Genomic DNA, 19,260 nt, shown 5'->3' on the forward strand with positions numbered 1-19,260 from the left:
CGCCTGCACAGGGCAGGCGGGGCTTGGACGACAGCTCAGGCGATCAACGCAGGGTCGAACGTGGTGCCACTGGCTGGTTGTCGTTGGAGATGGTGACTTCTACACGGCGATTCATGGCACGGCCAGAGTTGCTGCTGTTGTCGGCAACCGGGTATTCCTTGCCATAACCCTGGGCAACGATGCGCGATGGGTCAACGCCGGCGCGCACCAGTGCCATGCGTACGGAGTTGGCGCGGCGCTCGGACAGGCCCTGGTTGTAGGTGGCGGAACCGGTGCTGTCGGTGTAACCCTCGACAATCACTTTACGGTCGGCGTTTTCCTGCAGGAACTGAGCGAGCTTGAAGATATCGCCCTGGGCGTTCGGCTTGAGTTCGGCCTTGTTGTAGTCGAACAGGACGTCACCGAAAGTCACCAGCGTACCGCGCTCGGTCTGCTTGGCGTTCATGCTTTCTTTGAGTTTGGCAATCTGGGCGTCGCGGGCGTCCAGGCGGGCCTTGGCGCGGTCGGCGCTGGCTTTGCCCAGGTTGGCTTCAGCGGTGCGCAGGGCGATGGTCTGCTTGGCCACTTCGACGCGCTGGTTGGTCAGGTAGGCCAGTTGATCGACTTTCTTGGCGTCTTCGCCGTCACGGAAGGCCTTGTCAGCCTTTTCCAGCCATTCGCTGGCGTCTTTGGTTTCCAGCGCGGCGACCTTGGTGGCTTCCGGGTTGGTCTGCAGCGAAGTGTAGTTGGTGCGGGCCTGCTCCAGGCTAGGGTTTGGCTTGGTGGCACAGGCCGCCAGGGCAACGCTCATGGCCAGCAGGGCAGGGATCATCAGTTGTTTGCGCATAATAGTGTCGTCCTTAAATCAATGGCGAATACGTGAAAAGCAAAGGGCAAGGGGTCGGTTTACTGGACCTGGCGCATGCCTTCTTCACGGAGTTCGTTGACGCCCTGGCGAGCATCCTGCACAGCCTTCTCGGCTTTGGCGGCTTGTGCCTTGCGTTCGGCCAGACGGGCATCCCACTCGGCCTGTTGGGCCAGGCGACGCGCTTCGTCGTATTTCTTGTCCTGCATGGCCACGTCGGCGGCGCGCAGTTTGTCTTGTGCCGCCTTCATTTCGACAGCGGCAAACTCGGTACCACCGGCACTGACGGCGCTATTGACGGCCGACTGGGTCACCGCGTACTGCTCGGTAGGAGGGTTGCCAGCACAGCCGGCCAGGACCAGAGTGCTTCCCAGGGCCAACGCAGCCAGTTTCAGCCCGCGCAGACGTTTGAACGAGGTTTTGGCAGTGAGGGTGTTCATGGTCATCAACTCCATTGTTTAACTCCAAGTGCTTTGGTTTTCCATGACAGTCGGTGCCGGAGTCAGAGGTGTCAGGGCCATGGGCGGCTGCTACCTGCGGTCTTCCTGTAATGGCTATTGGCTGGGACCCGTGGGGTTTTTGAATAGTTCACTCGAATTTCTGTACTGATGAGTAAATTTTTTCCCAACCTATTGAAAACGTTGGTAAATATTGGATTTTACGGCGCGCAGGGACGCGCCTGCAGCGCCAGGGAGGCTGCCTGAAAGTGGGGTGTCACAAAGGCGCCGGCCGGCTCAGCGGTGCGGCGTCTGTGCCTTGAGGATGCGTTGCTCGGCTTCGACGAAGGCTGGCGTACGGCCCTCGTCGGCGTACACCGCATCGCCTTCTTCGACACGGATGACTTCGGCGCCCTGTACATAGGGAATGGCCGCTTCGGCCTGTTCCAGAGCGACGTGCAGCAAGCCTTCGGTGACCTGGGCTTCGCTGATGCCATAGGCCTGCGCCAGTGCCTGGATCTTGACCAGGTCGTGGCGGTACAGGCTCAGGGTGACCTCGCTGCGTTCCTGCTGCTGGCGAGACTGGGTTTCCCATGCGTTGAGCAGGTCCTTGAAACTGTTCATGATGCCTCCGGTGCGATTGATGCAGTCAAAGGTGTGACTGCAACGAAGCGGCAGTGGTTCGATGACAAAGGATTTGGCGCAGTGAGGTTTTTGAGGCAATGTTCGTAACATAACAACAAACTGCAGGAGGTTAGGATGGCCGATATAGATGCCCGTTTGCGTGAAGACGTCCACTTGCTGGGCGAACTGCTAGGCAACACCATTCGCGACCAGCGAGGCGCGGATTTTCTCGACACCATCGAGCGCATTCGCAAGGCTGCCAAGGCGGGCCGGCGCGGCTCGGCCGAAGGCGCCGAGCAGCTCACTTCCAGTGTCGCCGGCCTTGAAGACGACGAACTGCTGCCTGTGGCCCGCGCTTTCAACCAGTTTCTCAACCTGGCCAATATCGCCGAGCAGTATCAACTGCTGCGCCGTCGTGACGATGCACAGCCATCGGCCTTTGAAAACCGCGTACTGCCTGAACTGCTTGAGCGCCTCAAGCGCGCCGGCCACAGCCAGGAGGCCCTGGCCCGGCAACTGGGCAAGCTCGACATCGAGCTGGTGCTGACCGCTCACCCCACCGAAGTGACCCGCCGCACGCTGATCCAGAAGTACGATGCGATGGCCGAGCAACTGGCCGCGCTGGACCACCGCGACCTCAATAGCCAGGAATACGAGCAGATCGTCACGCGCTTGCAACGGCTGATCGCCGAGGCCTGGCACACTGAAGAAATCCGTCGCACCCGGCCTACGCCCGTGGATGAAGCCAAATGGGGCTTTGCCGTGATCGAGCATTCGTTGTGGCAAGCCGTGCCCAACTACCTGCGCAAGGCTGACCAGGCGCTGCACGCCGCCACCGGCCTGCGCCTGCCACTGGAGGCCGCCCCGATCCGCTTTGCCTCGTGGATGGGCGGCGACCGTGATGGCAATCCCAATGTCACCGCCGGCGTGACCCGTGAGGTTCTGCTGTTGGCGCGCTGGATGGCCGCCGACCTGTACCTGCGCGATGTCGACCACCTGGCCGCCGATCTGTCGATGCAAGAGGCCAATGCGACCCTCAAGGCGCAGGTGGGCGACAGCGCCGAGCCGTATCGCGCCGAACTCAAGCGCCTGCGTGAGCGTCTGCGCGCCACGCGCAACTGGGCGCAGGCCTCACTGGCCAGCCCCCAGCCGGCGCCTGATGCGGTGCTGCATGACAACCGTGACCTGCTGGCACCGCTGCAACGGTGCTTCGATTCGCTGCACGAATGTGGCATGGGCGTGATCGCCGACGGACCTTTGCTCGATTGCCTGCGCCGGGCAGTGACATTCGGGCTGTTTCTGGTGCGGCTGGATGTGCGTCAGGACTCCAGCCGGCATAGCGCAGCGCTGACGGAAATCACCGATTACCTGGGCCTGGGCCGTTACGAAGACTGGGATGAAGAGGCCCGGATCGAGTTTCTCACTCAGGAATTGAAGAGCCGCCGGCCCTTGTTGCCGACGCACTTCACACCGGCCGCCGACACCGCCGAGGTGCTGGCCACCTGCCGCGAGGTTGCGGCAGCGCCTGCGGCTTCGCTGGGCTCCTACGTGATTTCCATGGCGGGCGCGGCCTCTGACGTGCTGGCGGTGCAGTTGCTGCTTAAAGAAGCCGGCCTGCAACGGCCGATGCGCGTGGTGCCGCTGTTCGAGACCCTGGCCGACCTGGACAACGCCGGTCCCGTGATCGAGCGCCTGCTGGGGCTGCCCGGCTATCGGACGCGCCTGCACGGGCCGCAGGAAGTGATGATCGGTTATTCGGACTCGGCCAAGGACGCCGGCACCACGGCGGCGGCCTGGGCACAGTACCGGGCGCAGGAAAACCTGGTCAGGATCTGCCGCGAGCAGCAGGTCGAACTGCTGTTGTTCCATGGTCGCGGCGGTACGGTCGGGCGCGGCGGCGGTCCTGCGCATGCGGCGATTCTGTCGCAGCCGCCAGGCTCGGTGGCCGGGCGTTTTCGCACCACCGAGCAGGGCGAGATGATCCGTTTCAAGTTCGGCCTGCCGGGCATTGCCGAACAGAACCTCAACCTTTATCTGGCCGCGGTGCTGGAAGCGACCCTGCTGCCGCCGCCGCTGCCGGAACCGGCCTGGCGGCAGATGATGGACCGCCTGGCCGGCGACGGGGTCAAGGCCTACCGCGCCGTGGTGCGTGAGCACCCCGAGTTCGTCGAGTATTTCCGCCAGGCCACGCCCGAGCAGGAGCTGGGGCGCCTGCCGCTGGGCAGCCGTCCGGCCAAGCGTCGCGAAGGCGGGGTCGAAAGCCTGCGAGCCATCCCGTGGATCTTCGCCTGGACCCAGACGCGCCTGATGCTGCCGGCCTGGCTGGGCTGGGAGGCGGCGCTGAGCCAGGCGCTGGCGCGCGGTGAAGGGCCGTTGCTGGCGCAGATGCGTGAGCAGTGGCCATTCTTCCGCACCCGCATCGACATGCTGGAAATGGTCCTGGCCAAGGCCGACAGCGACATCGCCCGGCTCTACGACGAGCGTCTGGTCAGCCCGAAGTTGCAGCATTTGGGGTCGCATTTACGCGACCTATTGTCGCAGGCGTGCGAGGTGGTGCTGGGCCTGACCGGCCAGCAGCGGTTGCTGGCGCACAGTCCCGAGACGCTGGAGTTCATCAGCCTGCGCAATACCTACCTGGACCCGCTGCACCTGCTCCAGGCCGAGCTGCTGGCGCGTGCCCGCGAGCGTGAAGCCCGTCTGGACAGCCCGCTGGAGCGGGCCCTGCTGGTATCGGTGGCCGGTATCGCGGCCGGTTTGCGCAATACCGGTTGACGATCGATGCTGCCTGCGCAAGGCCTGCCGCCGTCACCTGGCGGCGGGTCTTGTCAATTCACTCAGCCCACCACTGTAAGGCTTGCCGGGCGCGGCGTAGCTGCGACCTTGGGCGGCTTGTGCGCCCTGTGTGGGCTGTGTATCTTGATCAACCTTTTGGCCTTTGGCCGTCTATTTAGTTTTCGATTGGCCCAAGAGGCGAATCCGATGATTTCCATATAAAAATTTGAGGAGCATGACGATGCGCGTGATTCTGCTGGGAGCTCCGGGCGCCGGAAAAGGTACTCAGGCAAAGTTCATCACTGAAAAGTTCGGCATTCCCCAGGTCTCTACCGGCGACATGCTGCGCGCGGCCGTCAAGGCGGGCACCGAGCTGGGCCTCAAGGCCAAGAGCGTCATGGACGCCGGCGGCCTGGTGTCCGATGACCTGATCATCGGCCTGATCAAGGACCGCCTGGCTCAGCCGGACTGCGAAGGCGGCGTGCTGTTCGACGGCTTCCCGCGCACCATCCCCCAGGCTGAAGCCCTGAAGGACGCCGGTGTCGAGATCGACCATGTGCTCGAGATTGCCGTGGACGACGAAGAAATCGTCCAGCGTATCTCCGGTCGTCGTGTGCACGAGGCCTCAGGGCGCGTTTATCACACGATCCACAATCCGCCCAAGGTCGAAGGCCTGGACGATGCCACCGGCGAGCCGCTGATCCAGCGCAAGGACGACACCGAAGACACCGTGCGTCATCGCCTGTCGGTCTACCACTCGCAGACCAAGCCGCTGGTCGAGTTCTACAGCACGCTGGGTGCCGAGCAGGGCAAGCCCAAGTGCAGCCACATTCCTGGCGTGGGTTCGGTCGACGAGATCACCACCAAGGTGCTGGCAGCTCTGAGCTGATCCACACTGTTTGACATGACAATGGCCCGCTTGCGGGCCATTTGTCATTTATACTGCGCCACTTTTATTTTGCGACGGATACCTCGATGACCACCTTGCTGGCCCTGGACACTGCCACTGAAGCCTGCTCGGTTGCCTTGCTGCATGACGGCAAGGTGCTGAGCCACTACGAGGTGATCCCGCGCCTGCACGCCCAGAAGCTGCTGCCGATGATTCAGGACCTGCTGGCCCAGGCCGGGATTGCCCGTTCGGCGCTGGATGCGATTGCCTTCGGTCGCGGGCCGGGGGCCTTTACCGGGGTGCGCATTGCCATCGGTGTGGTGCAGGGCCTGGCCTTTGCGCTGGACCGTCCGGTGCTGCCGGTGTCGAACCTGGCGGTGCTGGCCCAGCGTGCACAACGCGAACAGGGCGCGACCCAGGTAGCCGCCGCCATTGATGCGCGCATGGACGAGGTCTACTGGGGTTGCTACCGCGCCACGGCCGGTGAGATGCGCCTGGTGGGCGTCGAGGCGGTGCTGCCGCCCGAGCAGGCGCTGTTGCCAGGCGATGCCAGCGGCGACTGGTTCGGGGCCGGCACCGGTTGGGGCTACGCGCCACGCCTGCCGGTCAGCCTGGTCGGGATGGATGCCAGCCTGCTGCCGCATGCCCAGGACCTGCTGAGCCTTGCCACCTTTGCCTGGCAACGCGGCGAAGCCCTGCCGGCCGATGATGCGCAACCGGTTTACCTGCGTGACAAGGTGGCCACGCCCAAGGGGCAGTAAGGCTCAAGATCGCTGCAGAACGGACGATACCCTTGTGAGTGTCTGGTCACGAGGCAGGGATCCTTCACTCAGGTCAGTGAACGGACATGTCTGGCAATAAAGGATGTCAATCGGCCATCTACCATTTATCGGCCAACGCTATCGAGGCGACTTATGGTTCAAATAAATGGCAATAAGTGTGGTCTGTTTAGCATTCGGATGTTTGCCAAAGCGCCTATCCGTGACGTTAAATTGCCACTACAAGACGCCGAGTAATCATCGATGCGCATAGACGGTCCTTCATCACGCTCGTACCCCATCAAGCGTCAGCCTCGCAAGAGTGCCGCCACGCTTGAGGGTTCGTTCGAGCAACTCGACAGCGAAGTCGAACTGCCCCCGCAGCCGGCCAGGACGGCCCGTAATGAGGCCAGCGACACGCCCACTGCCAATGTCCCGGCTCGCCCGCAAGACATCATTTTTCCGCGTTCCATGAGTTCCCGCGTCGCCAACGCCCTGGCCAGCTACCTGACCACCGCCACCTTTGTCGGCGATTGGGACATGGAAGGTGCAGAACTCGACCTTTACGTGTGACGGCCCGCCTGCCGTATTTTCTCGGTTGCCCGTCCTGGAGCGAAAACGCCTGGCGTGACGGGTTCTACCCTGACGACGCGCGCAGCACCGATTTTCTGGGGCTGTATACGCAGGTGTTCAATACGGTCGAAGGCAATACCACCTTCTATGCCCGCCCGGCGGCGGCCACGGTGCAGCGCTGGGCCGAGATCATGCCGGCGGACTTTCGCTTCACGGCCAAATTCCATCGCGACATCAGCCATGATGGCGACCTGCGCCTGCAGATCGACGCAGCGCAGGCGTTCGCCAGCCTGCTGGCGCCACTGGGCGAGCGGGTCACGCCGTTCTGGCTGCAACTGGCGGCCAGTTTCACCCCGCAACGCCTGGCGGAACTGGCCACGTTCCTGGATGAGGTCAAGCTGCCCATCGCCGTGGAGGTCAGGCACCTGGCGTTTTTCCAGAAGGGCGATGAAGAGCGCGTGCTCAATCGCCTGTTGCTTGACCGTGGCATAGAGCGCATCTGCCTGGATTCGCGGGCGCTGTTCAGTTGCGTGTCCAGCGACCCTGCGGTGCTGCATGCGCAATCGAAGAAACCCAAGGTGCCGGTGCGCCCGGCAGCGCTGACGCAAAGCCCGCAAGTGCGCTTTATCGGCCGCCCGGAGCTTGAGGCCAATGACCCGTTCATGGCCCAGTGGGTCGAAAAGGTCGCGGTGTGGATCGAAGAGGGCCGCACGCCCTATGTGTACCTGCACACGCCCGACAATCACAATGCGCCGCAACTGGCGCAGCGCTTTCATGAGCAATTGATGGCCCGCCTGCCGGGCCTGGCACCGTTGCCGCAGATTGATCGTGGCCCGCAGGTGGAGCAGTTGGGCCTGTTATGAGGTCAATGCTGTAACTGATCTCTGACAAGGGCTGCCTGATGCGTGTATTGCTTGTGATTCTGCTGCTGTGCGCCCTGCCGGTTGTGGCGGTATGGCGTGGCTGGATCGATGTACCGCCGCGCTGGAATCCCTGGGCGCCGCTGGATGTGCGTGCCGAGCCCAACCTGCTGACCTCGTTCAAACTCTCGCGACTGGAGAATGACCCGTCGCTGTGTGACCAGGCGCTGGCTTCATCGACCCTGCGCTACAGCCGCCAGGCTGACAGCCCGGCGTCGGCGCGTTGTCCGCTGAGCAATACCTTGCGCATCCAGGGCGGTGACGTGGCGCTGAGCAGCAGTTTCCTGGCCAGTTGCCCGCTGGCCGTGGCTTACGCCCTGTTCGAATACCACAGCCTGCAACCCACCGCCGAGGCGGTGCTGGGCCAGCGCGTGACGCGCATCGATCATCTGGGCAGTTTTGCCTGCCGCAATATGTATAACCGCAGCGAAGGCCGCCTCAGCCAGCATGCCAGCGCCAATGCCCTGGACATCGCCGGCTTTCGCCTGGCCAACGGGCAGCGCATCGACCTGCTCAAGGACTGGAATGACCCGGGCGAAAAGGGGCGTTTTCTCAAGGCGGTGCAGCAGGCGGCCTGCAAGCATTTCAATACGGTGCTGGGACCGGAGTACAACGCCGCGCACCGCAATCACTTTCATCTGGACATGGGGTTGTGGCGGGTGTGCCGTTGATGCGCGGTGTTCAGGCGACCTGACGCAGGTTTTGCAGGATCAGCGGCCGGGCCCAGCCATTGTCGTAATCCAGCTGGCGCTGTTGGGCAGCCATCGTGGCTTCGTCGAACGGCAGGGCAGGCTTGTCGGCCAGGTCCCATTCCAGCTCGGCGATGGGCAGGTTCAGCGGACGGGGTTGCGGGGCCTGGCCAGGTTCGGCGCGATCATCATAGGCGTGGAATACGGTAGGACGGACCCACTGGGTGTCGAATTCCAGGCCGCGTTGCTGCTCGATCAGTGCCAGGGCGTCGAAGGGCTCGGCCGCCGGAGGCAACAAATCGGTTTCGAACTCGGCAATGGGCAGGAACAACGGCTCGGGCGGGCGCACGACGGTGTCGGTGACCGGCAGGTTGCGCTGTGCAACGATCTGGCCCAGGGTCTGGGCGCCGGCGATCGGCTCGCCTTCAGGGCTGTAGACTTCAGGCTGGGCGACGGTGGCCGGAAACTGAGTGCCATCGCCAATCTGTTCAGCCATCGCCCGGGCGAACGCATCGGACCAGAGCTGGGTGACACCACCCAATGCCCGGTTGTTGCGCAGGCTATAGTCGCCGGAATGCGACAAGTAGCCTATGGATTGAACATTCTCTGACATAGCGATCAGTACTGGCCGTGGCTCTGGCAAAATGCCGGATACCCAGCTTATCGGCTGTTCTGGCCGATCCTTAATTTATTTTTCAAGTGTGTGGACATCATGAGCGAGCAGCAAGCAGGCAGTCGTATCCGGGTTGAAGCCCTGGCGCCGAGCGAGCAGGAGCAGGCCGGTTACTGGGCGCAACGCCTCGGCTTGCCAGTGCAGGACATCGAGGCAGAGTTTGCCCTGCAAGTGACCGCCGATGGCCTGCAATTGCAGCAACTGGGCAAGGATGCACCGGGCGCGGTGCGGGTGGATTTCGTCGAAGGTGCCACGGCGCATCGGCGGCTGTTCGGCGGTGGCAGCGGGCAAATGATCGCCAAGGCGGTCGGTGTGCAGCCGGGCGTGCGTCCGCGCGTGCTGGATGCCACGGCTGGGCTGGGCAAGGACGCCTTCGTGCTGGCCAGCCTGGGCTGCGACATGCACCTGATCGAGCGCCAGCCGATCATCGCCGCCTTGCTTGAAGACGGGCTGGCGCGTGCCCGGCAGCATCTGGACGTCAGCGATATCGTCCAGCGCATGCAACTGCTGGCCGGCAACGCCATCGAGCTGATCCGCCAGTGGCAGGGCGAGCCGCCGCAGGTCATCTACCTGGACCCGATGTTCCCGCACCGTGACAAGAGTGCCCTGGTGAAAAAGGAAATGCGCCTGTTCCGCCCGCTGGTGGGCGACGACCTCGACGCCCCGGCCCTGCTGCAGGCCGCCCTGGCCCTGGCCAGCCACCGCGTGGTGGTCAAGCGCCCGCGCAAGGCGCCGTGTATAGATGCCACCAAGCCCGGTTATACGCTGGAGGGCAAGTCCAGCCGCTACGACATCTACCCGAAAAAGGCGCTCAAATAGAGACGGCAGGATAATGTTGTAGGCGCGCGCTTGCCCGCGACCGAGTGCGTAGCAGTCGTAAAAATAGTGGCCTCACCATCGCAAGAAGGTCCTTGAGGACCTTGTCGCCGGCAAGCGGGCTCCTACCGAACCGTGCCTGTTCGAATAGCCCATTCTGCCGGAATGCCGGACCACCGCGACCGGCTGCGTAGCAGTCGTAAAGTTGTGGCGTTTCGCAGATTTACAGTCGTAAATTTTCAGCGTTTCGCAGATTTTGCGAGCGCTGCGCACTCGGTCGCGGGCAAGCGCGCTCCTACAGATCAGGCCGGATCAGGGGGCGTAGGCGCGCATGAACAGCCGTACCACGTCTTGCACATGCGCCTCGATTTCGGCCTCGTCCAGTGTCTCGCAACAGCCCACCAGCAAGCGGAAGTGGTCGACACCCTTGACCAGGCTGAAAAAGTGCCCGGCCGCATGGGCCGGCGAGTCGATGCGCAACTGGCCACTGGCGTCGACCTGGGCCAGAAAGCGCTGCATGCTGTCGAGCAGCCGCTGGGGGCCGGCGGCAAAGAAGGTCTTCGACAACTGCGGGTCCTGCAGGCCGAGGTCGGACATCAGGCGGTGCAGTTGCAAAGACTCCGGGCTGTTGACCAGATGCTCGAACGCCCGGCCGATGGCCAGCAGCACCGGCTCCAGCGGCTGCCGGGGGTCGAAGGCGAAATACAGGTCAGGCAACTGATCTTCGCAGCGCGCCATGACGGCGGCAGTGAACAGGGTTTCCTTGTCGGTGAAGTGGCTGTAGACCGTAAGCTTGGAAACCCCGGCTTCGCCGGCAATGGCATCCATGCTGGTGCCCGCATAGCCGTGGCGCACGAACAGGTTCTTGGCGGCCTCAAGAATGGCATTACGTTTTTCCAGGTCTTTAGGGCGACCCGGGCCGCTGTTTGCAAGGAGATCAGGCATTTTGGTTCTAATAATGTACTGGTGAGTTTTATAATTTTTAATATACTCGCCAGTACAATTATTCCAAGCCTCCTGCATAGAAGACTCTTCACACCATGTTGCGCAAACTCCCGATTTTTTGCCTGATCGCGCTGCTGGCCGCCTGTGGCCAGGAGGCCGCGGCGCCCGTGACCGTCCGTCCGGTGATGGTGGTCCAGCCGCTGCCCTCATCGCAGGCACAGGACAATTTCCCCGGTGAGGTCCGTGCCCGTTTCGAGCCCGAGCTGGCCTTCCGGATTGCTGGCAAGGTCAGTCGTCGACTGGTCGAGGAGGGGCAACGGGTCAAGGCCAATCAGCCGCTGGCCGAACTGGATGCCCAGGATGTGCGCTTGCAGCGCGACGCCATGCGTGCCCAGGTAACGGCGGCCGAAGCCAATCTGCAGCTGGTCCGCCTGGAGCGTGAGCGCTACAAGACCCTGCTGGGCAAGCAGATGGTGAGTCAGTCGCAGTACGACACCTCGGATAACAATTACCGTGCCGCCGAGGCGCGCTTGAAGCAACTGCGTGCCGAACTGACGGTGGCCGACAATCAGGCCGACTACACCGTCTTGCGTGCGCCGCAGGATGGCGTGATCGCCCGGCGCTCGGTCGAGGTCGGACAGGTGGTTGCCGCCGGGCAGACGGTGTTCAGCCTGGCGGTCGAGGGTGAGCGTGAAGTCGCCATCAGCCTGCCCGAGCAGAACATTGCCCGCTTCAAGGTCGGCCAGCCGGTGACGGTGGAGCTGTGGACCCAGCGTGACCTGCGCTTGCCAGGTCGCATTCGTGAGCTGTCGCCGGCTGCTGATCCGCGTTCGCGCACTTTTGCCGCCCGCATTGCGTTTGACGCCGGCAAGGTGCCGGCCGAGCTGGGCCAGAGCGCCCGGGTGTACATCGCCACCGGACAGACCGTGTCACTGGCGCTGCCGTTATCAGCCATCAGCGCCTATGACGGCGTCAGCTATGCCTGGCGGATCGAGCCGGACAGCACCCTGAAGCGGGTGCCGGTGCAACTCGGCGCCTGGGGCCAGGAAAGCGTGCCGGTGCTCGACGGGCTGCGCGCCAGCGACTGGGTGGTGGCCGCCGGCGTGCATGTGCTGCGCGAGGGCGAACGGGTGCGTCCCGTGGACCGCAGTAATCGGGTCGTCAAGCTGACCGGCCAGGAGTAGACCCGCATGCATTTCAACCTTTCCGAATGGGCGTTGCGCCATCGTCAGGTCGTGCTGTACCTGATGATCGTCCTGGCCGTGGTCGGCGCGTTGTCCTACAGCAAGCTGGGGCAGAGCGAAGACCCGCCATTTACCTTCAAGGTCATGGTCATCCGCACGCTATGGCCGGGTGCCAGCGCCGAAGAAGTGGCGCGTCAGGTCACTGACCGCATTGAAAAGAAACTGATGGAAACCGGCGAGTACGAGCGACTGTCGTCGTTCTCGCGGCCGGGTGAGTCGACAGTGATCTTCGTGGCCCGTGACTCGCTGGTCTCGGCCTTGTTGCCCGAGCTGTGGTATCAGGTGCGCAAGAAGGTCGGCGACATCCGCCAGACCTTGCCAGCCGGCGTGCAAGGCCCGTTTTTCGACGACGAATTTGGCACCACGTTCGGCAATATCTACGCGCTCACCGGCCCCGGCTTCGACTATGCAGTGCTCAAGGACTATGCCGAGCGGGTCCAGGTTCGCCTGCAGCGGGTCAAGGACGTCGGCAAGGTCGAGCTGATCGGCCTGCAGGCCGAGAAAGTCTGGATCGAGTTGTCCAACGTCAAGCTGGCGACCCTGGGCATTGCCCTGCCGGACGTGCAGCAGGCGCTGGAAGAACAGAACGTGGTGGCCTCGTCGAGTTTCTTTGAAACGTCCCAGGAGCGTATTCACCTGCGGGTCAGCGGCCGCTTTGTCTCGGTGGATGAAATCCGCAACTTCCCGATCCGTGTGCAGGGTCGCACCTTGCGCATCAGCGACCTGGCCGAGGTGCACCGCAGCTTCAACGAGCCGCCGGCACCGGGCATGCGCTTCATGGACCAGGACGCGATTGGCGTGGCGGTGGCGATGAAGGCTGGTGGCGACATCCTGATCCTGGGGCGCGCCCTGGAAGCCGAATTCACCCGTTTGCAGAACAACCTGCCGGCCGGCATGCAGCTGCGCAAGGTGTCCGATCAGCCGGCAGCGGTCAAGACCGGTGTCGGCGAGTTCGTCCAGGTGCTGGCCGAGGCCTTGATCATCGTCTTGCTGGTCAGCTTCTTCTCGCTGGGCATGCGCACCGGCATGGTGGTGGCATTGGCGATTCCACTGGTGCTGGCCATGACCTTTGCCAGCATGTATCTGCTCGGCATCGGCCTGCACAAGATCTCGCTCGGGGCACTGGTGCTGGCGCTGGGGCTGTTGGTGGATGACGCGATCATTGCCGTGGAGATGATGGCGATCAAGATGGAACAGGGTTATGACCGCCTGAAAGCGGCCAGTTTCGCCTGGACCAGCACGGCGTTTCCGATGCTCACCGGCACGCTGATCACAGCGGCGGGCTTCTTGCCGATTGCCACGGCGCAGTCGAGCACCGGCGAATACACCCGCTCGATCTTTCAGGTGGTCACCCTGGCGTTGCTCGCCTCATGGGTGGCGGCGGTGATGTTCGTGCCGTACCTGGGCGACCGCCTGTTGCCAGACCTGGCCAGGCGGCATGCACTCAAGCACGGCGACAGCCACGGTCCTGACCCTTATGCCACGCCGATGTACCAGCGGGTGCGCCGGGTGGTGGCCTGGTGCGTGCGGCGGCGCAAGACCGTGATCGTCGCCACCGTAGCGCTGTTCGTGCTGTCGGTGGTGATGTTCCGCTTTGTGCCCCAGCAGTTTTTCCCGGCTTCCGGGCGCCTGGAACTGATGGTCGACCTGAAACTGGCCGAAGGCGCCTCGCTGAGCAACACCACCGAGCAGGTCAAGCGCCTGGAGCAGATGCTCAAGGATCACGCCGGCATCGACAATTATGTGGCCTATGTGGGCACCGGCTCGCCGCGTTTTTACCTGCCACTGGACCAGCAGTTGCCGGCGGCCAGCTTTGCCCAGTTTGTGGTCCTGGCCAAGAGCATCGAAGACCGCGAGGCCCTGCGTACCTGGTTGATCACCGCGCTGAACGAAAACTTCCCGGCCCTGCGCTCGCGGGTGACCCGCCTGGAGAACGGGCCGCCTGTAGGCTACCCGGTGCAGTTTCGGGTCACCGGTGAGCACATCGAGGTGGTCAGGGCCCTGGCGCGTCAGGTGCAGGAAAAAGTGCGTGAGAATCCACACGTGGTCAACGTGCACTTGGACTGGGAAGAGCCGAGCAAGGTCGTGCACCTGAACATCGATCAGGATCGGGCCCGGGCCCTGGGGGTCAGCAGCCGCGATGTGGCGGCGTTCCTGCAGTCGTCGCTGACCGGCGCCAGCGTCAGCCAGTTTCGTGAAGACGACGAGTTGATCGACATCGTGTTGCGCGGCACCCGCAGCGAGCGCGAGCGCCTGCAGGACCTGTCGAGCCTGGCGGTGCCGACGAGCAACGGTGCCAGCATCGCGCTGGCGCAGATTGCGACGCTGGAATATGGTTTTGAAGAGGGCGTGATCTGGCATCGTAACCGTCTGCCCAGTGTGACTGTGCGTGCCGATATCTACGGGCGCGAGCAACCGGCGACCCTGGTCAATCAGATCCTGCCCAACCTGGAGGCGATCCGCGCCGAACTGCCCGATGGCTACCTGCTGGAAGTGGGCGGCACGGTGGAAGACTCGGCCCGCGGGCAGAACTCGGTGAACGCCGGGGTGCCGCTGTTCATCGTGGTGGTGCTGACCCTGCTGATGATCCAGCTGCGCAGTTTCTCGCTGATGTTCATGGTGTTCATCACCGCGCCTCTTGGGCTGATCGGCGTGACCCTCTTCCTGCTGCTGTTCAACCAGCCGTTCGGCTTTGTCGCCATGCTTGGCACCATCGCGCTGTCGGGGATGATCATGCGCAACTCGGTGATTCTGGTGGACCAGATCGAACAGGACATCGCTTCGGGGCTGGACACTTGGCAAGCGATCATCGAGGCCACGGTGAGGCGTTTCCGGCCCATCGTGCTCACCGCCCTGGCGGCGGTGCTGGCGATGATCCCACTGTCACGCAGCCTGTTCTTCGGACCGATGGCGGTGGCGATCATGGGCGGGCTGATCGTGGCCACCGCGTTGACGCTGCTGTTCCTGCCGGCGCTGTATGCAGCATGGTTCAGGGTCAAAAAGCCGATGTGAGGCTGAGCGGCTTCAGCCGCGAAGGGCAGCACCCTCAATTGGCGTGTCTGTTTCCCGGCTGAAACGGATCGCCGCCCGGCCGCTGCATTCGCCAGCAGAGCTTGTGTCGGGCACAAGATCCGGCTGCTTATTAGTCTGGTGCCAGGTCCGAAATTCAGCGTCATATCAAACCTGTGGGAGGCGGCTTGCTGCGGGCGGCGATCCGGCGATGAGGCCGGCAAGGCCCATACACCTGCTGCGCCTGTCACACAGCCATCGCCAGCAGAGCTGCCTCCCACAAGTTCGAGTCGAGGCCTGACGGATCTGCATGAGTCCTAGAGCGCCCCAAACACCTTCTTGGCCAGGCTGGTGGCGGCCGCTGCCGGGTTGGCGCGGATGCTTTCTTCCTGTTTGGCGATCATCTCGAACAGGCCGTTGAGTGCCTGTTCGGCGACATAGTTCTCGACGTTGGCGTTCTTGGTGTCCAGCACTCCCAAGGCTGCGGCCTGACCGGCAAAGGCGTTGTATTTCTGTGCCACGCCGACCTGGTCGGTGGCCTGCTTGACGATCGGCAGGAATTTGGCGCGGATGGCTTCGCGGCTGCTCTTGTCCAGATACTGGGTGGCCGAGTCCTTGCCGCCGCTGAGGATCGACTTGGCATCGGCCACGGTCATTTTCTTCACGGCATCGACCAGCAGCGCCTGGGCTTGCGGCACGGCAGCCTCGGCGGCCTGGTTCATGCTGGTTTCCAGCTGGTCGACCTGGGCGCCCATGCCGAACTGGCGCATTTTCTTGGCGACCTTGCCCAGGTTGCCTGGCAGCTCGATGCGCACTGCTTCGTTATTGCTGAAGCCGCCCGGGGTGCCCAGTTGCTTGACCGCGATCTGTGCGCCCTGGGTCAGGGCATCCTTGAGCCCGCCGCTGGCGTCCGATTGCGACAGGTCGCTCAACGACAGGGCGAACACGTTGGCCGACAGCAGCAGGCCTGCACACAGGCCGGCAAGGGTAAACGAAGGGCGGAGCATGGCAGTTTCCTTTTGCAATGGAGGGCTGGACGCAGAGTATCAGGGATGCACCGGGTTGACCCGGATGCGCAGCGGTTGCGGGTCGCTGCCGTCAGGGCTGACGCTGTGCTGTTCGGTGTTGATGAACAACAGACGGCCTTCGGACTCGATACGGGCGCTGATGGCATAGCGATGGCCGGGTTGTAGCTGGTCCACCGGGTACCTGAGGGTGAACGGCAGGGGCACCTGGCCCTGGACCGGGCCGCTTTGTTGCGCCAGCACGACGGCCGGGGCATCGGCGCGCGAAACATCCTGGAGGCTGACATTCAGCGTGGCCGAGGGCGGCAGGGCCATGCGCTGCAGGTAGAACACTTCGCCGTCGAGGCGGCCCATCGGTGTCGGCAGGGTCGAGCAGGCGGCCAGCAGGCCGGCCAGGGCGATCACGGGAAGGGTTTTCATGCAGGAGTCTCCTGGGTGGGGGCGGCAGGCTCGTCGCCATTGCTCTGCAAGGTCACCTGGCGGATCGACAGGCGGATCTCGGCGGTCAGCACGCGCTTGGCCGCGCCTTCGGCCAGTTCGCCCAGCAGCGGGTGGTAGCTGAGCTTGCCGTTGCCATCCTTGCGCAGCACGCCAAGGTCGAGCAGGGTCTGGATGAAGTGGCGGAACAGGCTCTTGTCGAAAAACTCCGGGGCATTGAGGCCATGCAGGATCGACAGGCGCTGGGCCATGACGGTGCACAGGTCTTCCAGCTCTTCGGCGCTCAGGCTGTGCTGGCCGTTATTGAGCAGCAGGGCAATGGCCATGTAGAAGCGCTGCAGGGTCTGGGTAATGGCCTTGGACAGCAGGCTCAGTTGCACGAATTCGCGCGAGCTGGGCTCGGGGCGCAGGTAGACGTCGTTTTCCAGGCGCAGCAGGCCCTGGTCGACGAACGTGGCCAGCCACTGTTCGATGACCTCGTCCAGTGCTTCCAGCGGCCAGCGGATGAACAGCTCTGCCTGCAGGAACGGGTACAGGGCGCGCACGTAGCGGAAGATCAGTTCGCGGCTCATGCGCGACCAGCTCTGGAAAAAGCACGCCAGCAGCGAGGGCAGGGCAAAGATGTGCAGCACGTTGTTGCGGTAGTAGGTCATCAGGACGGCGTTCTGCTCGTCCAGATAATAAATGCGCCCCAGCGCGTCTTTCTGCTCGGCCAGCAGCTCCATGCCTTTGACATGGGCGATCAGTGCCTTGCCATCGCCTTCGGGCAGGGTGATGTGCGGCGAGTAGGGCACCTGGCGCAGCAGGCTCAGGAACAGATCCAGCGTGCGCTCCAGCGCCAGGTCATCCAGCGCCAGGCGCGGGGTCGAGAGCAGCGCCAGGGCCACCAGGTTGACCGGGTTGATGGCGGCGGCCGCGTTGAGCCGCTGGGCCACCTGGTCGGCCAGGCGGTGGGTGGTTGCATTGAACCATTCGGGGCGGTCCTGCGGTGCCAGCGCCTGGGCGCGCCAGTCGGGTTGTTCCTGGTCAAGGAAGGCGTCCAGGTGCAGCGGCTCGCCAAAGTTGACCGCGACCTCGCCGAAACGCTTTTTCAGGGCGCTGAACACCTTGAACAGGTCGAAGACCGACTCTTTTTTCTTGGTCGCGCCGCGCAGCTCGCCCAGGTAAGTACGGCCTTCGAGTACCCGCTCATAGCCGATGTACACCGGGATGAAGACAATGGGCATGCGCGAGTTGCGCAAAAAACTGCGCAGGGTGATGGCCAGCATGCCGGTCTTGGGTTGCAGCATGCGCCCGGTGCGCGAACGCCCGCCCTCGACGAAATACTCGACCGGGAAGCCTTTGCTGAACAGGGTGTGCATGTACTCGTTGAACACGGCGGTGTACAGCGGGTTGCCCTTGAACGTGCGACGCATGAAGAATGCTCCGCCACGGCGTAGCAGGCCGCCGACCACGGGCATGTTGAGGTTGATGCCGGCGGCGATGTGCGGCGGGGTCAGGCCGTTGCGAAACAGCAGGTACGACAGCAGCAGGTAGTCGATATGGCTGCGGTGGCAGGGCACGTAGACGACTTCATGGCCCGGCGCGACCTTTTGCACGTTCTCGATGTGGCTGACCTTGATGCCGTCGTAGATCTTGTTCCAGAACCAGCTCAGCACCACTTCCATGAAGCGGATCACCGTGTAGGTGTAGTCCGAGGCGATCTCGTTGGCGTAGCTCAGCGCCTGTTCGCGGGCTTTATCCCTGGAGATGTTGTCGCGTTCGGCCGCTTCGTTGATGGCTTCGATGACCTGCGGTTCCTGCAGCAGGTCCTTGACCAGGTTGCGCCGGTGCGAGACGTCGGGACCGATGACGGCACTCTTGAGGTGGCGAAAGTGCACGCGCAACAGGCGCTGGGTCATGCGCAGGGTCAGGGCCGGGCCTTTGTCCTGCTTGAGCAGGTCGCGCAAATGGATCGGCGCGGAAAACTGCACCCGGGTCTTGCGGCCCAGGATCAGGATGGTGACCAGCCGGCGCAGGCGACCGGTGACGGCCCAGCTGTCGGCGAACAGCAGTTTCCAGGCGCTGGACTCACGGTCCGGCGACTGGCCCCAGAACACGCTGACCGGAATGATCTGGGCGTCGAGCCCCGGATGCTCGCCGAGTGTTGCCACCAGCCGCTCCAGGGTCGGCGGTGCACCGCGCTTGTCGTGCCGGCCCAGCCAGTCGGGCTCGGGGGTCAGGTAGAAAAACGCCGCCGGCTCCATGAGTTCGCCCACCGCCACCGACAGCACCGGGCGTGGTAGCCCGACCTTGGTGCATTCGCGATCGACCACCGCCAGGTCGCTCAGGGAGGGGGACTGCAAGGCGTAGAACACCGGCTTGCTGCGGTCCAGGTCCAGCCCCAGGGACGACTGATTGATGGTTTCGGAACGAACCCAGAGGTACAACAAGCGGCGCAGGGCGCCGAACACAAGGCGACGCAGGGGTGAACGAGTCATACGCTTCTGCTGAATAAAGGACGTGAGCGGCCGGGGCGCCAGTGTGCCGGATCTGCCAGCGAACGGCAAAAAGGCCGGTGTGGTCTATTGGTGTCGCGTTTTGTGGGAATGTTCCCCAGGCCCG

Annotated in this window: 17 protein-coding genes; 9 read left to right on the plus strand and 8 right to left on the minus strand. The window is 63.5% G+C overall.

Translation table 11 applies throughout. The features are described 5' to 3' along the window. Nucleotides 1–43 precede the first annotated feature (43 nt). The 3 genes from ASF84_RS02530 to ASF84_RS02540 all read right to left on the minus strand — a co-directional run bounded on the left by ASF84_RS02530 (nucleotide 44) and on the right by ASF84_RS02540 (nucleotide 1,905). Complete coding sequence (locus tag ASF84_RS02530; RefSeq protein ID WP_056834878.1) at nucleotides 44–826, minus strand: OmpA family protein; 783 nt, start codon at nucleotides 824–826, stop codon at nucleotides 44–46. 59 nt (nucleotides 827–885) lie between these two features. After that, entirely contained in the window at nucleotides 886–1,299 is a 414-nt protein-coding gene (locus tag ASF84_RS02535; RefSeq protein WP_056834879.1) for a DUF4398 domain-containing protein, read from the minus strand. A 279-nt stretch (nucleotides 1,300–1,578) separates the two neighbouring features. Further along, on the minus strand, nucleotides 1,579–1,905 hold the full coding sequence (locus ASF84_RS02540) for a hypothetical protein (RefSeq protein WP_056834881.1): 327 nt from the start codon (nucleotides 1,903–1,905) through the stop codon (nucleotides 1,579–1,581). 135 nt (nucleotides 1,906–2,040) lie between these two features. Here ASF84_RS02540 and ppc point away from each other — a divergent pair, with 135 nt between their 5' ends. From ppc to ASF84_RS02570, 6 genes are all read left to right on the plus strand, one after another. Continuing rightward, nucleotides 2,041–4,677 (plus strand): phosphoenolpyruvate carboxylase, encoded by a 2,637-nt coding sequence (gene ppc, locus ASF84_RS02545; protein WP_056834883.1) that lies wholly within the window; start codon nucleotides 2,041–2,043, stop codon nucleotides 4,675–4,677. A gap of 241 nt (nucleotides 4,678–4,918) precedes the next feature. After that, on the plus strand, nucleotides 4,919–5,566 hold the full coding sequence (gene adk, locus ASF84_RS02550) for an adenylate kinase (protein WP_056834885.1): 648 nt from the start codon (nucleotides 4,919–4,921) through the stop codon (nucleotides 5,564–5,566). A gap of 86 nt (nucleotides 5,567–5,652) precedes the next feature. Next, nucleotides 5,653–6,327 (plus strand): tRNA (adenosine(37)-N6)-threonylcarbamoyltransferase complex dimerization subunit type 1 TsaB, encoded by a 675-nt coding sequence (gene tsaB, locus ASF84_RS02555; RefSeq protein WP_056834887.1) that lies wholly within the window; start codon nucleotides 5,653–5,655, stop codon nucleotides 6,325–6,327. Between the two features lie 261 nt (nucleotides 6,328–6,588). Beyond that, nucleotides 6,589–6,897 carry a hypothetical protein gene (locus tag ASF84_RS02560; RefSeq protein ID WP_056834889.1) on the plus strand — a complete coding sequence of 103 codons (309 nt, stop codon included), beginning with the start codon at nucleotides 6,589–6,591 and terminating at the stop codon, nucleotides 6,895–6,897. After that, on the plus strand, nucleotides 6,894–7,760 hold the full coding sequence (locus ASF84_RS02565; RefSeq protein ID WP_056834891.1) for a DUF72 domain-containing protein: 867 nt from the start codon (nucleotides 6,894–6,896) through the stop codon (nucleotides 7,758–7,760). Before ASF84_RS02560 ends, ASF84_RS02565 begins: the two co-directional genes overlap by 4 nt. A gap of 38 nt (nucleotides 7,761–7,798) precedes the next feature. Then, a complete protein-coding gene (locus ASF84_RS02570) occupies nucleotides 7,799–8,488 on the plus strand; it encodes an extensin-like domain-containing protein (protein WP_056834893.1) in 690 nt (229 codons plus the stop codon). A gap of 10 nt (nucleotides 8,489–8,498) precedes the next feature. Here ASF84_RS02570 and ASF84_RS02575 read toward each other — a convergent pair whose 3' ends face one another. Beyond that, the gene (locus ASF84_RS02575; protein ID WP_056834895.1) at nucleotides 8,499–9,119 is read right to left on the minus strand and encodes a hypothetical protein; all 621 of its coding nucleotides are present in this window, start codon (nucleotides 9,117–9,119) and stop codon (nucleotides 8,499–8,501) included. 99 nt (nucleotides 9,120–9,218) lie between these two features. On the opposite strand from ASF84_RS02575, the gene ASF84_RS02580 reads away from it, so the two are divergent. Continuing rightward, nucleotides 9,219–9,998 carry a class I SAM-dependent methyltransferase gene (locus tag ASF84_RS02580; RefSeq protein WP_056834897.1) on the plus strand — a complete coding sequence of 260 codons (780 nt, stop codon included), beginning with the start codon at nucleotides 9,219–9,221 and terminating at the stop codon, nucleotides 9,996–9,998. 309 nt (nucleotides 9,999–10,307) lie between these two features. Here the strand turns inward: ASF84_RS02580 and ASF84_RS02585 are convergent, their stop codons facing one another. After that, complete coding sequence (locus tag ASF84_RS02585) at nucleotides 10,308–10,940, minus strand: TetR/AcrR family transcriptional regulator (RefSeq protein WP_056834899.1); 633 nt, start codon at nucleotides 10,938–10,940, stop codon at nucleotides 10,308–10,310. Between the two features lie 95 nt (nucleotides 10,941–11,035). Here ASF84_RS02585 and ASF84_RS02590 point away from each other — a divergent pair, with 95 nt between their 5' ends. Further along, nucleotides 11,036–12,124 carry an efflux RND transporter periplasmic adaptor subunit gene (locus tag ASF84_RS02590; RefSeq protein WP_056834901.1) on the plus strand — a complete coding sequence of 363 codons (1,089 nt, stop codon included), beginning with the start codon at nucleotides 11,036–11,038 and terminating at the stop codon, nucleotides 12,122–12,124. Between the two features lie 6 nt (nucleotides 12,125–12,130). Then, on the plus strand, nucleotides 12,131–15,196 hold the full coding sequence (locus ASF84_RS02595; RefSeq protein WP_056834903.1) for an efflux RND transporter permease subunit: 3,066 nt from the start codon (nucleotides 12,131–12,133) through the stop codon (nucleotides 15,194–15,196). A gap of 314 nt (nucleotides 15,197–15,510) precedes the next feature. On the opposite strand, the gene ASF84_RS02600 is transcribed toward ASF84_RS02595, so the two are convergent. Genes ASF84_RS02600 through plsB form a run of 3 tightly spaced genes read right to left on the minus strand, consistent with a single transcriptional unit; the run spans nucleotide 15,511 to nucleotide 19,136 of the window. Continuing rightward, nucleotides 15,511–16,200, minus strand: coding sequence for a DUF4197 domain-containing protein (locus ASF84_RS02600; protein WP_056834905.1), 690 nt, complete (start codon nucleotides 16,198–16,200; stop codon nucleotides 15,511–15,513). A gap of 39 nt (nucleotides 16,201–16,239) precedes the next feature. Continuing rightward, nucleotides 16,240–16,638, minus strand: a complete 399-nt coding sequence (locus ASF84_RS02605; RefSeq protein WP_056834907.1) for a YbaY family lipoprotein — start codon at nucleotides 16,636–16,638, stop codon at nucleotides 16,240–16,242. Beyond that, a complete protein-coding gene (gene plsB, locus ASF84_RS02610) occupies nucleotides 16,635–19,136 on the minus strand; it encodes a glycerol-3-phosphate 1-O-acyltransferase PlsB (RefSeq protein ID WP_056834909.1) in 2,502 nt (833 codons plus the stop codon). The genes ASF84_RS02605 and plsB overlap by 4 nt, the downstream gene beginning before the upstream one ends. Nucleotides 19,137–19,260: the final 124 nt, after the last annotated feature.

Source organism: Pseudomonas sp. Leaf127 (genome assembly GCF_001423155.1).
Lineage (GTDB): Bacteria > Pseudomonadota > Gammaproteobacteria > Pseudomonadales > Pseudomonadaceae > Aquipseudomonas > Aquipseudomonas ovata.